We start from the raw sequence: 15,179 nt of genomic DNA, 5'->3' as shown, positions 1-15,179 counted from the left end.
ATGTCTTCCATTCTTGATGCATTGGAAAGGGCTTCGCAGGAGAGGATGCCGGGCAAAACCGACATCCTGCCGGAGTCGATGCCGGTTTTCGATGAGAATAAAACCTTTTTCCGCAGGTTGCTGTTGCTGGTTGTATTGCTGATATCGATCTTTGCCGCATTCTGGTTTCTGTTTGATGACGGAGCGAGCAAACCTGAGACGCCTGCCAATGCCGAACCGATGACAAACCCGGTGATACGACCCCAAGCAACCCCTCCAGCAGAGCGCGATGGTGGTACAGAAACAGCGAGACAAAACAAGCCGACAGTGCCGAAGGATGAACTGACGGCCGAGCGGATCCGCAGCAGCAGCCGACCGAATCAGCGACCCTTGATTTCTGAGGCAATTGTGAGCGAAAAGCAGCAGCGGATGATACCGAAGATGTCTGAATCTGTGCCAGAGGAACAGGCGTCCGGACAATTGCCGATCCCGCCTGTCGTCGAGCGAAAAATACCTGCCCCTCTACCTGCGCCCATAGCCGAAGAAGTTACTTATGCTGAACAGTCGGAACAGGTTGCAACAATGCCTGAGGTGGATGAGGGTCGAATCGCTTCGGTTGAATCGACAGTAAACGATGCAGCGGATGCTGCGCAGACTGATCAACAACAGATCCCATTGATTTGGGAATTGGATCAGGGTTTACGGGAAGAGTTGGAGCAGCTCAGGACTACGATTCATGTCTACCATGAGATACCGTCGGAACGTTTTGTCATCATAAACATGCGACGCTACGGTGAGGGCGATACCCTTGATGCTAAAGGCTATCGACTGCACACGATCGACAGAGACGGTATCGTTGTCGACTATGGAAACGGCCTGGTTCGGCTGCTGCGAGAGAAGTACTAGGCCCTAGTCACTGACGTTCCCTAGCCATATCGATGCGTCAATTGGCGTCATCAGCGGTTAATATCTTTTTCATGATCTTTGTATTGTATGTCCTTCAGGCTCAACCACTCCTGAAATCTGGCAATCTTCATATCAAGTGAGCAGCTGGGAGGCAGTGTATCAAGGTGATGGCCGAAGGCCTCGCGGAGCTTGAGCTGTTCTTGCCTGTCTAGATGTTCCCAATCGATCATGTTGTCTCCTTCCTCATGGGTGTCGCATCGTTGGATTAGGGCCCGTTATCAGGTTCGAGCAAGCATCGGTGGGCAATCCTAAGGTGCATTTATGCAATATTAATGTAACAACATTCGGTTAAGATCTTTTTACAGAATAAGTTTTGTGGTTATTTCAATAAAATGAACTGGTTGAGAGAGAGATTACTGCCCATTAGGGGCGCACTGCTGTCAAAGGTCTGTAACAGGTTTCGCGATAAACCACTAAATAAGCCACCATGTGTCTTCGATGTCCTGCTACTCGTACTGTCATGGGGAAACCTCGGATATGCCGCAGGATTATCTTATTTGCGGCATGTAGGGGGATATGCCGTTCGATCCGAGGGGGTCATTCTCGAGTGCGGTTCCGGTGCCACAACTTTACTGATAGGTGCGCTGACCGGAAAGGCCGAACGCCAGTTTATCGTCTTGGAGCACAATAAAACCTGGTATGACTACCTGCGCAAGATCCTCGATCATCTCGAGTTTTCCCATGTTACGCTGCTCCATGCGCCGTTGGTCGATTATGAGGGATACCGTTGGTATCGGATTCCGCATAACCTGGTGACGGATCAGATTTCCTTGGTGATTTGTGACGGACCGCCGAGCAGCAATCCCGGTGGGCGTTACGGCCTGCTTCCGACGATGCTGGAACACCTCTCCGAGGACTGTGTCATTCTCATGGATGATACCCACCGAAGAGCGGAGAGGAATATCATCGATGCTTGGACAGAGTGTCGTTGCCTGAAGGCAAACCGGATCGGTCGTTTAGGGACGCATGCAGAGGTGGTTTTCTGCTAAGTCTGAGCCGATGTCATAAATCGGTCACATTGGAGGGTTAAATAGGTGCTCCAAATTCACATCTGTCAGTTAAAAGCAGTGACTCAACCCACTCATGTTTGATTCCCACCGGCTCATTATACTCGATGCGGATGGCACCACGGTTGATGCCTTTAAGGCGATCAATATGGCGTTTAAAGTACACAATATGAATATTGGTGACATCGAGCGCTTTCAGGATCGCCGCAAGATTTTTAAGTATATCGGTGGTCTGAAGGAGATGCCGATAAATCTACGTAAACAGCTGAAGGAAAAACAGCGGAGTGCATTGATCAATACCCTTACCGAAATCTATCGAGAACAGGCTCGGTTGTTTGACGGCATGGGGTGGTTGATCAACAGGTTAATCATGCAACCTGATCTCAGGGTGGGAATGATAACCCGCAATATCACCAATGAGCCAGAGAAGACACTGCGCAAGCTCTATCGGCGTAATGGAATTGATGATTCGGGTCTCGATTTTCTCATTCACCTGCCATTGAGAAAGCAGAAACTCACAGCCTTCCAGACCATTCGTGAGAGTTTGAAGGTGAATCCTGCCCGTGCTTACGCCACAGGCGATGAAAAGTGCGACTATATGGCTGCTGTCGGTACCGGGATTCACCCCTTTATGGTCTCTTTCGGATTTGAAAGCTATCGACGTCTGACAAAGAAAATCGGTGTTCCAGCAGCATTGATATCGCGCCAGCCGCATGAACTGAAGCAACGTATTCTACATGCTTTGGATCTATCCTGAATCTGCTTAGTTGTTTGTTCGGATATGTGCAGCGGCTGGTGTGTCGTGGATACTCACACTGTCACGGATTGCGAGCTGATTGGGTAACCGTACTATAAACTCCGTGGTCTGCTGTATACTCAGTTTTATCGTGGTGCGAGGGGGTGTAGTGCGTAAATAGTGCGGGATGGCTGTCGAATGGAAATGAAAATCGGTTTAGTCCTTGGTAGCGGTGCGGCACGCGGCTGGGCGCATATCGGGATCATCAACGGTCTCGCTGAAATGGGTATAGAACCCGATATTGTTAGTGGAAGCTCCATCGGCGCGTTGGTGGGGGCTGCCTATGCCGCAGATAAAGTGGATCTTCTTCAGGCCTGGGCCTGTTCGTTGACTTGGAAAGAGATCATTCGATTTCTCGATCCCACCCTGTTGGGCGGAGGGTTGATTCAAGGGGACAGGCTGACCGACTTCATCAGTGAGTATGTCAAGAATCTGGAGTTCGAAAGCTTGAAACGACAGCTTGGGGTAGTTGCGACGGACCTTGAGACAGGTCGTGAGATCTGGTTTCGTGAAGGCCCTGTGATGGAGGCGGTAAGGGCATCCATAAGTCTGCCCGGTCTGTTTACACCCTTGCGGCACGAGGGGCGTTGGTTGGTGGATGGCGGACTGGCGAATCCGGTACCTGTTTCACTCTGCCGGGCAATGGGTGCGGACATAGTGATCGCTGTCAATCTGAATGGTGACATACTCGGCAAACACCTGCGCCAAAACGACATGAACGACGATAAACCGGCCGAAGTCAGAGAGGACGATCTTTGGGGACGAATCACAGGCCAGATGATGAATAGCCTGTATGCACGGAAGCAGGAATTAATGAGTCATCTATTGGGTAAAAACAGGAATGTTCCCGGGCTTTACGAAGTGCTGGCAAGCTCAATCAATATTATGCAGGACAGAATAACCCGAAGTCGCATGGCAGGCGATCCACCAGATGTCATTCTCACTCCTCGTTTATCGAGATTGGGACTGATGGAATTTGATGAGGCCGAAATGGCTATTGATGAAGGCCTAAAAGAGATTCGGCGTATGCGTCCGGCTTTGGAACAGCTTTTCAACAACTGACTGATTGGGCTGTTTGGCGCATGTTCAGGCGTACCCCAAGGGCGCTTCCTTCGGGGCGCAACGCGGATGGCGGGGTAATTTTCGTCTGCGGTGTTATCTTCCGCTCATACTGTCTTGACGGACGAAAAACAGTACCGGCAGAGACGATTGGATTGGTGTTAACAGGCCCCGGGTCATCTAACTTAAGAAAGACAAATCCTGGGTGTCGTTTCTATTCATTGACGAACGGATAAAACGGCTCGTTGAGATCCTGTGCCTCAGGCTTGTCCCGCATAATACGGGCTTTGACGCGCGTGGTAGTCAAGCCCTGTTCATCGATTATTTCAGGAAAAAGCCGATAGACACGACTGGTTTCCAGGGGGCGATCCCAGGCCGCTGTCTCCAATTGTGTTCGAGTCTCCGCACAGAGTGGCAGTTGCAATAGCCGTGGCGCCTGCCATTTCAGAAAATCAGAGACCAGTTGTTGGTGGTTTGAGTCTTCCCAGTAATCACGGAGTAATAGTGCGGGAAAGAGTGTGTCGGGATAGTGGTTGCCAATGTGATCTTTGCCTGAGCCGTCACATTTTCGCTTGATCCATATGGCGGTGGATTGTTTACCGGCTGTATTTTTGATCAGGCAGGCGAGTGCTTCAGCATCGCCTGAATCAGAATTGAATTTTCTTCCGGCCTGGCCTCCGGGGTACCAGGCGGGATTGTCATAGGGTGTGCGGGTATCGTCGGCGAGTGCGCTATCGAGTAGGGCAAGAGGCTGACCTCTCTGCTCGTCAAGCAACCAGAGTTCATAAGTATCCATGCTCGGGAAGGGTATCTCTTCAGCAAGATCTTCGACCGCATTAAGCAATTGATCGCCAATCTGTTCGATCAGACAGGATGGCATGGCGCCGCGGATCCGGGAGCGACTGAGTCCCCGGGCGGGATTCCAACTGCCGTAAACGATTTCCGAAAGACCCGTATGGCTGACAATGCTTTCATCGGCCACATAGAGTTTCCAGTCCCAGCCATTCATGCTTTCGGCAATACCGCCCTCCACGGTGATGACCTGTTGCAATCCGTGAAAGGGTGAGAGTAGGCGGCGGCTGTATGTTTCAATGTACATATATGATGAGTTTGGATAGTGACGGTTAATTCGGCAAGTAACAGTTGTTGACTTATTGGTTAAAAAGCGACTTTAAATTCATTGGCAAAGTTAAGATAATCCCGATTCAACTCCGGCCCGATGCGGTACTTGATGGCAATGAATAAAGTGCAGGAACATCAGCAGGTGCTGCAGTCGTTCCGGGTTGGATTGGATAGCTTTGAACGACGACAGCAGATGAGAGACCTGGGCAAGCGGGTTGGCGCCAAATACTCAAAGATCATGCGATGCAACTCGGCATCTATCTGTCGAGCTTCTTTACAATTGTCTCGGGAATCAATTTCACAAATATTTAAGTGATTGTTATTGAAAGACAATATATTAATGGCATAAATTTTGTATATATAGATGGAATTTTTAGGTAATGCCGGATTTCACAGACTATGAAAAAAACGAATATCCTCTGTATGCTCCTCTTGCTTCTGCCCTTTTCCGGGAGCGTCAATGCAACCCTGATCGATAGAGGAGCTGGGTTAATCTACGATGATGTATTGGATGTGACCTGGCTGCAGGATGCTTCCTATGCAATGACTTCCGGTGTAGCCCCTTATGCGAGAATGAGCTGGCTGGATGCTGTCAGCTGGGTAGATGGTTTGCAGTACGAAGACAGTGTCCGCGGTGTTGTCTGGGATGATTGGCGTTTACCGACGACAATCAATGATCCAGCTTCACTCGGATATGATACAGCGGGATTGAGCAGTGAACTGGCTTATATGTACTATATCAATCTTGGTTACGCACCCAACTATTCACATAACAGGTTTGACCCTGTACCTGAATCTTCCAACAATAATCCTTTCATCAATCTGGCTTACCGTGGGTATTGGTCCGGCACTCTGAGCGATTTTTCTGATCAGGCATGGTATCTCCATTTTCACTTTGGTTCTCAGGAAATCAATTCGATTTGGGATGAACAGCGGATCTGGGCCGTGAGAGATGGCGATGTGCTGACGGAAACTGAACAACAACCGAATGTGAATGTTCCTGAGCCAAGTGTATTACTCCTGATGATGACAGGCTTGTTGGCAATTGTGGGCCGCAGGAAGTCTATGTTAAAGCATTAAACATTTGGTGGTTAACTACATGGACTGTGTCGTTTGGGCAGTGGGATCCGGTTAAAGTCTCTGCCCTGATATATTCACCACTTTTCAGCCTTTCCATTGTCCATCCGTTATCAGGTGACTGCGTCGTCTGATAACAGGCTTGATTCGATCCAAAGATTATCTCATGTCTGAGTCTGATCAGGATTGAAGAAGATCTTCAGCCGACCTTAGGGCCCGCTCCTTTACCTGAAAATCATACAAAATTTCAGGCCATGAACTATGGTTTACCATAGGTCTCTTCTGTATGGAATTTCCTTGCCGGGATGTCGAGTTGTTGAATCGTAAGTGGCGGGATGATTCGGTGGGTAGATTCAATAAGCGACGCGACCTCAGCTGGGTCACTGCTGATGATCTGCTTGCCATCCATGAAACACGCCCTGAACGGCTATGGAAACCTGTCAGGCAGTTAGAGCATGCATCGAACCTTATCAGGAATATAGTTCTGAAAAGGGAGGCGGGGAATAGGTGATTTTTGCCTGAAGAATCTCTTCTGTGACTGAGTTTTTTCTGTAAAACAATAAGATACAGTAAAACAGGAATGATATGCTTTGGATTCTCAAATAGTGACAGATTTGTAAAGTTTTGAATTATCTGCCGATATATTTTGAAAGTCCTGTCCGATTTAATTCCTCCTATTTAGACATGGAACAAGTTGAATATGGTGGTAATAACAACACATAAAAATATATTAATCGCTCTGGTTCTTTTGTTTTCAGCATTGCTATCCAGCCAGGCGGTCGCCAGTAAATGTCTGTTTATCTCCTCCTACCATACAGGATATGCCTGGTCAGACGGGGTAGAGAGCGGTTTACGTGAAACCTTAGGCGGTAAATGTGAATTAAAACAGTTTGATATGGATACAAAAAGGCATAAGGACGAAGTGTCTAAAAAGGAGGCGGCAAGGAAAGCGAGGGAGTTGATCGAGCGTTGGAGACCCGATGTTGTGATCACCGCAGATGATAATGCCGCCAAGTATGTCATTAAACCCTTTTTTAAGGATCACCAGGTTCCATTTGTGTTTTGCGGTATCAACTGGAATGTTGATGAGTATGGATTTCCCTACAGCAACACCACGGGAATGGTAGAAGTGGCGCCTATTGATGTCCTGTTCGACAACGCAAGACATATACAGGGAGGTGCACACCGGGCAATCTATATCGGTGCATCGACTTTGACTGAAAGGAAAAATCTGAAGCGATTCAAGCGTGCGGCTGACAAGCATGGCATCGTTTTGGAGGATCATCTGGTAAACACCACCAAGGAGTGGATGAGTGCATACAAGGAAGCACAGGAATTCGATTTTGTAGTGATTGGCAGTAATTCGGGTATCAATGACTGGAACACAAAATCTGTTTCGGAATTTGTTGTTGAATCCACGAAAACCCTGACCTTGACCAATCATGGCTGGATGATGCCATATACACTGCTTGGCCTGACAAAAATACCTGAAGAGCATGGGGAGTGGGCCGCATTGGTGGCATTGGCAATACTTGATGGAACAAAACCCAGTGAAATCCCTATTGTCTCCAATCGCAAATGGGATATCTGGATTAACCACGCAATCCTGGAGCAGAGCGGGATCAGACTTCCGGAGTCATTGCTGAGAAAGGCGAAAAAAGTCAGTTCATGATGTATTTCAACTCCAGGGAAAAGATCTTTAAAGGCTATCGGGCTGTTGTTCTCTGGCTGTCGATTGTGATCTTCTCGTGGGTTTCACTTATATTTTCGGTATGGGTGGAACTGCACACGGTTGATAATGAGTTTAACGATCGCGCCGGGGAGATACATCGAACACTCGGTCAGCGGATCTCCAATCTGGAGACAGTCTTAACCTCCCTGGTGGGGCTCTACCACTCGAGCGACTTCCTCGGTATTGCAGAACAGACATCGTTTTCCCAGGAGATGCTCAAGGCCTATCCGTTTATCAGCGCAATCATGCACATGACGAGGATCCCCAATGAGAGACGGGATGAATTCGAGGCGCAAATGCGGGAACAGGGTTTTGTCAGTTTCAGATTAAAGAATGATAGTCAGTTAGGTGGTGATCATATCGGAACTGGCGGTTACTATCTGCCGGTCAGTTTTATCGAGCCTATGGATCCACGCTCCGCTAATTTACTGGGTTACGACCTGACTCGACAACCGGGTGTATTTAATGCGCTGCAGCAATCCATAAAAGGCGGTGAAATAGTTTCCTTCGGACCTGTTGTTATAAACAGTTCGGGTAAATCCCAGTACTTTGTTCTGAAGCCCGTCTATCTTGGGCGTTATCCACCGGAAAAGATGCAGGAGCGGGTGGATATGTTCAACGGTATGGCTGTTCTCTGTATTGAACTTGAACGGTTTGTAGATGGGATCATAGAAGCAGGCATGCCATACGATCTATCGTTGCTGCCGGTTACTGATGGGGATCAGATGACACATGGCGGAATAATGGCTGGTTTCAGCAAGTCAAACATAGCCAAAATTGCGGTGGACCTGAGTACCTTCGAATACCGGCAGAAGATCGAAGTCTACGGCGTAGTTTTTGAATTACTGGTGAACCAAAGAATAAGGGCTGACGTAATTGATTGGAAGAATGTGCTGGCGATATGGTTGTTGTCACTATTGATTCTTTTTTTGGCTATAGCGGTATATAGAAACATGCGAATCGCTCAACTCAAGGAAGATGAAGCAAATGCTGCGATCGCTGCGGAAGATGAGAGGTTTTCTCATGTAATAGATACAGCATTTGATGCTGTGATAACGGCTGACGCCAACTGTATGATTCTAAGTTGGAACCAGCAGGCGGTTGAGGTGTTCGGCTATAATGAAGAGGATGTGCTCGGTTTGCATCTGCTTCAACTCATCCTTACCCATAATTCATTGGTGGAAGCGACGGATGCTCTCAAACCCATGTTCAAGGGGTCTGAGGAACATCCAACCGGTGTCAGATTGGAGGTTGAAGGTAGGGACAGAAATAGCCGAAAATTCCCCCTCGACCTCGCTATCTCCTGCTCAAGAATCGGGGAAGTATTCACACTAAGCGTGTTTGCCAGGGATATTACCGAGCGTAAGCAGTGGGATGAAAAGATCCGCATGCTGGCATATAGCGATTCACTGACCAAGCTGCCTAACCGCCAGGCATTCAAGGAACAGGTCTCCCGCGCCATCAATGTTGCCAGGCGGCACCAGCGTATCGGTGCAGTATTATATCTTGACCTTGATGAATTCAAGCGTATCAATGACACATTGGGTCATGACATTGGAGACATGCTGCTCAAAAATGTAACCAGCCGCCTGGAGGGGCAACTCAGGGATACGGATTTAGTGGAGCGCAACTGCGAATGTGAGATAGAGAATTGCAATATCGCGAGGCTTGGCGGCGATGAATTCACCGTGCTGCTTGAGGATATTCAGAAACCGGAAGTGGCGGCCTTGGTGGCAAAACGGGTGCAGGATGCGATTGCGCGCTCGTATAACCTGAACGGGCATGAGGTATACGTTACACCCAGTATCGGGATAGCAATATTTCCCAGGGATGGTCGGGACGTTGAGGAGCTGCTGAAGAATGCGGATACCGCAATGTACCATGCTAAGGCGGTGGGCAAGAATAATTTCCAGTTCTATTCGGAGCAGATGAATATACTGGCGACAACCAGGTTGAAGTTAGAGGGTAAGTTGCGTAAGGCTCTCGCCTGCAATGAGATGGAGCTCTTCTATCAACCGCAAATCGATCTTGCCAGTGGAGAAATAGTCTTTGCAGAAGCGCTGCTTCGATGGCACGAGCCGGAGTTGGGGATGGTCTCTCCAGTTGAGTTCATACCGATCGCCGAGGAGACCGGTATGATAATGGAACTTGGTGAGTGGGTGTTGAATGAGGCCTGCAGACAAAACAAGGAATGGCAGAATGCCGGTTACAAGCCAATTCGGATCGGAGTAAATCTGAGCAGTATGCAGTTCATCCAGCGTGACTTGAGTATGAAGGTTGCTCAGGCGCTTAAAAATTCACGGTTAAATCCTAAATATCTGGAATTGGAGATAACCGAAAGTGTAATCATGCGTAATGTGAACGAAACCATAACTACCTTGAAAGATTTCAAGGATATGGGTATCAGTATCTCTGTAGATGATTTCGGTACCGGATACTCGTCACTGAATTATCTCAAACGGCTTCCTTTGGATAACTTGAAGGTCGACCGGGCCTTTGTCAAAGATATCCCGGATAATGAGGATGATGTAACGATCACATCCGCAATAATTGCATTGGCGCAAAGTCTGGGGCTTGGTGTGGTCGCTGAAGGCGTTGAAACGGAAAGTCAATTGCAGTTTTTGCAGCAACAGGGATGTGAAATGGCTCAGGGTTACTTTTTCAGTAAGCCGTTGCCGGCGAAACAACTGGTCGGTATGCTGCAGCATCAGGATGACAGTGATGGGGTCGGTGTTACCTTGACCGGTAAGCGCTGATTTTCGTGCCTGAGCTGCGGTATAATTGCCTGCCACCTAACGTTCATTCGATCAGCTGACTATTCCATTGAAGTACGCTAACGGGGGTCCGTGGGAGTATTGATTGTGATGTCAGGCGGACTTGAGTTGATCACATGAAGATCGCGTTGTGGAAAAGGAATTTCAATGCCGGCCTTGGAGAATTTGTCGTTGATTGCTGTATGCAATGCGGTTATCGTCGCCAGTCGGTTATCCATAGATCCGAGGTAGGCACGAAGCAGCAGTGTCAAAGCGCTGTCACCGAACGCCTCAAAGGTGGCGACAGGTTTCGGATCCTGTAGTACGTTATCGTTCTCATGCGCTGCCGCGATCATCAGTTCCATAGCTTTATTCACATCGGTGCCGTAGGCAACTCCGACGTTGATGATGATTCGGTTGACCTTGTCGGTCAGGGTCCAGTTGATGACCCTGCCGGTAATGAACTCCTTGTTGGGTATCAGTAATTCCTGTTTATCGTAATTGGTGATTGTAGTGGCGCGGATGCGGATGCGGGAGACAACGCCTGTTGTGGAGTCGAGTGTTACCACATCACCGACACGTATGGGCCGTTCAAACAACAGTATGATGCCGCTGACAAAGTTGGCGACGATCTCCTGTAAACCGAAGCCGAGTCCCACGCCCAGCGCAGCTACCAACCACTGAATATTCGACCATTGAAAGCCAATCAGGCTGAAGGCTATGATCAGCCCGATACCGGCGATGAAATACTGTAACAGTGTAGTCAACGCATAGCGCGCACCGGATTCGAGGGGGAGACGCTGCAACAGGGTGATCTCAAGTACGCCGGGAAGATTCTTTGCAGCAAGAAAGGTGACGATCAGGATAACTATACCGATGATGATGTCCCTTAATGTCAGCGGTGTCTCCGTTACTATCCCGTCAACCATTTCACTGGTATTTATCGGTAGTTGAATGTTATCAAGAAAATCCAGTGCCGGGAGAAGATCCGACCATATCAACCAGGCACCGATTACCGAACCGAGTAGATAACCGAAGCGCACGAGCCGTTTGGCCTGTTCGCTCAAGGCATCGAAATTCAGTTCGGGGATTTCGGTTGTTATGACACTGCTTTCATCTTCAATCTGCTGATGTTCTTGCTCCCTTTGAGCGCGCAGTTCATCTCGTCTTTGCAGTGCGTTTTGATAGCGTAATCTGCGCTCAGCGATATAAAGATAGCGCAATAGCAGTTCTCTCAAGGTGAACAGCCCGATAAAAAACCAGATTGTCGATTCAACATGATCGAGTAGACTCAGAGTAAGGGTCATGTAACCTAACCCTGGGGAGAAAATCAGGCCGACTCCGATAAGGATCAAAAAAGGAAACCATAGAAAATGCAATTGCAGCAGCAAAGCGTTCGGATTGATGCTGTTCCAGGAGATCATCAGTGATCCTTGTTTGCGCAACAGCCGGTAGGTAAAAACGATGAATACGATCATCAGCACGATAGTTGCCGTACTGCTGATGACAAGGGCATCGACAGGGAGGCTGTCACCCGCGCCAAGGGCAATCAGGAACCGAAATGGCGCACCGACAGGAATGGCCCAGCGCAGCTCCTGTGCCAATGATCTGCAGACCTTGTTGTTCCAGCGCAGGTGGCGTGTACCGACCCCCTCGGGCAGGCACAACTGGTAAAGCATCAGGGCTGCAGTCAGCGTTATACCGACGGTGATCAGGGATGTGGCCATGGCCAAAGTAAATGGCGCAGCGGTTGGCTGTGACCTCAATAGCAGGCCTGTCCCTATCATCACCACCGGCAAAGCCATGACCTTTACCAGTGTATAAAACAGTGCCTTGAGTGTGAGGCGGATAGAGTCTGTACTGATCTTGCGTGTGGCTCTGGCAAGATTTGGTATTTGCAGTCGTGCAAAGGGTTGCTTCCAGACTACGAACAAGAAGATAAAAAGCAGCATGAAAGCAAAGTGCACTTTGTGCCGGCTGGTGGTTATCAAATCGGCGCCCACTTCCTGCCAATGCGCTGGCGAGACAAGCCAGCCGATGCCGGATGCCAGTCGGGATGGGCTGAAGACTTGGCTCACACTACTGCTGGAGACCCATAACAACTGGTCATTGATAAAATCGATGTAGGATTCTGAAATATTCAGTAACTGTCGTTCAGCCAGGTCAAGGGATGTGAGTTGGCCGATATAGCGGCCATATGCTTTTTGCAGTTCATTCAGCGTCTCACGCCTGGCCTCTGCCAGAGAAAATGCCTGCTTCTGCGGGTGTTGTTTCTCTTGCCCTGATAGATCTTCCAGAATCGACCGAGTGACCGTTTCAACGTGGTCAGAGAGGCTACCGCGTTCAAGGAGCAGCTCTTCGATCTCTATCTGGCGGTCTGTGGCCTTGTTGATTTCATACTTGCGCTTGGCGGAAGAACGCCTGTAGCTTCTCAGTGATGGCAGTGCGGCGTGGCGACGGGATAACATTTTTCCTATCGCCTCACTTCGGCCCACAACCTCTACGCGCTGTTTACTGTGTTCGAAATCTGATTGTAGTTGCTCCAAATTCCCCTTTGCCGTTGTCAACTGCTGTAAGACACGCTTTTCCCAATAAACCAACTGCTCGAGTTCTGAGCGGGTTTTCGCGTTTTCCTGGGCGATGTTCTGAAGCGGCAGCGGCAGGTTGGTTGTTTCCTGCTCCAACAGTTCGGCTGCCTGCCGGGCCTGTTTGGCCTGGTCTTCCCTTATCTCGGCAGCCGCTTGATTCAGGCGTTTTAAACTCGACTGCAACTGGCTGACATGGGCAATTGTCGCATCCCGTTGGGCCTGGCTCAGATTGGTCAGCAGGCTAAGATTTCCCAGGCGTAGCGTGAGCAAATCGAACTCAGCTTCGCGTATGGCTTTTCTTGCCTGCAGCGACATCAATCTGGCCTGCCTGATCTGCTTCAGTTCATTCTGCGGCAACACCTCAATATCGGACTGGATCTGAGCCAGAGAATCCGTTCGGATGGCAATTTCACGAGTGATCTGTTTGCTGCCGGCCAGCAGTGTCGAAAGCTCTTCCAGTTGCGTCTTTTGGTTATCACGGGTCTGGGCCAGGTTCAGCTCCTCCTTGCTGATGCGTATTTCCAATGCGGCAAGGTCAGAAGATTGAATGAAATCCTCGAGGGCTTTGTCAGCATCTGAGTCATGATCCAGGTTCGCTCGCAGGTCCTGGATTACTTGCGGTGCATCCCGGATCTGTTTTTGAAGGCGTGAGATCTCGCCCCTTACCATGTCAGCCTGGCCTAACCAGTTGTCTGCCTGCTCGAGGAACTCATGAATCTTAGCCTTTTGTGTTGCATCCAAAGCGGTCTCTTGACCGATGTTGGTGCGGGCAAGCTCCAGCTGTTGCCGGGTGAGCGGCTGACTCTGTTCTAGCGGCAGGGAAGGTGACTCGGCCCAGGCAATCAGCGTATGGGAGAGGCAGAGGAGTGTTATTAACAGCCCTGTCAGCGGTTGCCGGCGAATAGGTAAAGAGTAGGACATGGAAATGTATTCGTAATCCGAAGTGGCATTAGTGTGTTAGATGGTTAAAAGGTTTCTTTACCTGTCCTAAAGCTTGTGGCTGATCACATTTATCGTTGCTTATATTTGTGCAATCTCGCTATTCAACAGGGTGATATGCTTCAATATATGTAACAAATACACTTTATCTCAATTTCGTCCGCATGATGGCCAGTACAGTTCTCTGCCGCCAGGCTGACGTTGTTTCAGACTTCCTGAAAATAGTAACGGATAACATGTTGATTCTTATCCGATACAGGTTCTCCCAGCCCGATCTTCCCACTGCCCAGCAGAGGTACGGTCTCACGTCTTAGATAGAGTGATTGCTGGTTTTGAGTTGTCAGGTATGTGCCGTTGGTGCTGATATCCGAAAGAACATACTTGCCCCGGCTGTACTCGAGCACAGCATGGGTTCTGGAGGCTGCGGCGGCCGTAACCACGAGCTCATTGCTCGAGTCGCGGCCGATATGCATGCTACCCTGCTGCGGTAGAAAGTTGAAACGCCGGTTGCCATATTGGAGGGTCAGTATCCTTGTTACTGTGCTTTGTGTCAGCGGAGAAGTGTGTATGAAAGTGACATCATCCTTTCGCCATAGGAGATCATAAATAACCATTCGCTCCTGTTTGCCTTTTACCTTGACTTTATCGAATTGACGTACGATTTTTTTTTGCTCATCGGATAGATTTTGTACGACCTGCTCGGTTGTAATGATCTGCTGTGATTGAGCGATCGCTGCCATGCGTGCTGCAATATTTATTGAATCGCCGTACATTCGGCCGCCTTCTACAATGGCGGGACCGAAATGGAGACCGATTCTTGCCGACAGTTTCATACCGGACCGTTTTGCATAGGCGTCCACACGCTCCTGCATGAGGCAGGCTCCTGTCGCGGCGTCAGAGACATGGCTATAGCGACTCATCACCTCATCGCCGACTACTTCTACAACATATCCACCGGTCTCCGCCACGACCTCTGCAATGATATCCTCAAGGTCGGTGATCAATTGTTTGGCGCGGTTGTCACCCAGATTTTCATACATGCGGGTGCTGTCTACTATATCGGCAAAGACGATGGCATATGATTTTTGAGCCGCTGTTGACATGGTGCAGTTTCGAAAGTTGTATTGGATTAGTGTTGACAGGCCTGGGTTGTCATGTGGA

Annotated in this window: 12 protein-coding genes; 8 read left to right on the top strand and 4 right to left on the bottom strand. The window is 49.1% G+C overall.

The features are described from left to right. Entirely contained in the window at positions 1–885 is an 885-nt protein-coding gene (locus tag CODIS_RS17985; RefSeq protein ID WP_083220886.1) for a general secretion pathway protein GspB, read from the top strand. Positions 886–935: 50 nt separating this feature from the next. On the opposite strand, the gene CODIS_RS17980 is transcribed toward CODIS_RS17985, so the two are convergent. Next, entirely contained in the window at positions 936–1,115 is a 180-nt protein-coding gene (locus CODIS_RS17980; RefSeq protein ID WP_069127768.1) for a hypothetical protein, read from the bottom strand. A 327-nt stretch (positions 1,116–1,442) separates the two neighbouring features. On the opposite strand from CODIS_RS17980, the gene CODIS_RS17975 reads away from it, so the two are divergent. From CODIS_RS17975 to rssA, 3 genes are all read left to right on the top strand, one after another. Then, positions 1,443–1,934, top strand: coding sequence for a class I SAM-dependent methyltransferase (locus CODIS_RS17975; RefSeq protein ID WP_162420280.1), 492 nt, complete (start codon positions 1,443–1,445; stop codon positions 1,932–1,934). Positions 1,935–2,028: 94 nt separating this feature from the next. Continuing rightward, the gene (locus CODIS_RS17970; protein ID WP_069127760.1) at positions 2,029–2,709 is read left to right on the top strand and encodes an HAD family hydrolase; all 681 of its coding nucleotides are present in this window, start codon (positions 2,029–2,031) and stop codon (positions 2,707–2,709) included. Positions 2,710–2,886: 177 nt separating this feature from the next. Further along, positions 2,887–3,810 carry a patatin-like phospholipase RssA gene (gene rssA / locus CODIS_RS17965; RefSeq protein ID WP_069127757.1) on the top strand — a complete coding sequence of 308 codons (924 nt, stop codon included), beginning with the start codon at positions 2,887–2,889 and terminating at the stop codon, positions 3,808–3,810. A 211-nt stretch (positions 3,811–4,021) separates the two neighbouring features. Here rssA and CODIS_RS17960 read toward each other — a convergent pair whose 3' ends face one another. Further along, complete coding sequence (locus CODIS_RS17960; protein WP_069127754.1) at positions 4,022–4,906, bottom strand: hypothetical protein; 885 nt, start codon at positions 4,904–4,906, stop codon at positions 4,022–4,024. Positions 4,907–5,328: 422 nt separating this feature from the next. On the opposite strand from CODIS_RS17960, the gene CODIS_RS17955 reads away from it, so the two are divergent. The 4 genes from CODIS_RS17955 to CODIS_RS17940 all read left to right on the top strand — a co-directional run bounded on the left by CODIS_RS17955 (position 5,329) and on the right by CODIS_RS17940 (position 10,494). Continuing rightward, positions 5,329–6,009 (top strand): Lcl domain-containing protein, encoded by a 681-nt coding sequence (locus CODIS_RS17955; protein WP_069127751.1) that lies wholly within the window; start codon positions 5,329–5,331, stop codon positions 6,007–6,009. A gap of 283 nt (positions 6,010–6,292) precedes the next feature. Further along, a complete protein-coding gene (locus CODIS_RS17950; RefSeq protein WP_069127748.1) occupies positions 6,293–6,517 on the top strand; it encodes a hypothetical protein in 225 nt (74 codons plus the stop codon). A 189-nt stretch (positions 6,518–6,706) separates the two neighbouring features. Beyond that, a complete protein-coding gene (locus CODIS_RS17945; RefSeq protein WP_069127745.1) occupies positions 6,707–7,678 on the top strand; it encodes an ABC transporter substrate-binding protein in 972 nt (323 codons plus the stop codon). After that, a complete protein-coding gene (locus CODIS_RS17940; protein WP_083220885.1) occupies positions 7,675–10,494 on the top strand; it encodes a bifunctional diguanylate cyclase/phosphodiesterase in 2,820 nt (939 codons plus the stop codon). The genes CODIS_RS17945 and CODIS_RS17940 overlap by 4 nt, the downstream gene beginning before the upstream one ends. Positions 10,495–10,571: 77 nt before the next feature. On the opposite strand, the gene CODIS_RS17935 is transcribed toward CODIS_RS17940, so the two are convergent. Together CODIS_RS17935 and CODIS_RS17930 are read right to left on the bottom strand one after the other, a co-directional pair. Next, positions 10,572–14,000 (bottom strand): mechanosensitive ion channel domain-containing protein, encoded by a 3,429-nt coding sequence (locus CODIS_RS17935; RefSeq protein ID WP_083220884.1) that lies wholly within the window; start codon positions 13,998–14,000, stop codon positions 10,572–10,574. A 224-nt stretch (positions 14,001–14,224) separates the two neighbouring features. Next, entirely contained in the window at positions 14,225–15,121 is an 897-nt protein-coding gene (locus CODIS_RS17930) for an adenylate/guanylate cyclase domain-containing protein (RefSeq protein ID WP_069127740.1), read from the bottom strand. Positions 15,122–15,179: the final 58 nt, after the last annotated feature.

Source organism: Candidatus Thiodiazotropha endolucinida (assembly GCF_001715975.1).
Classification (GTDB): Bacteria; Pseudomonadota; Gammaproteobacteria; order Chromatiales; family Chromatiaceae; genus Thiodiazotropha; species Thiodiazotropha endolucinida.
Note: the sequence above shows the minus strand (reverse complement) of the source record. Positions and strands in the feature narration are given on the sequence as shown.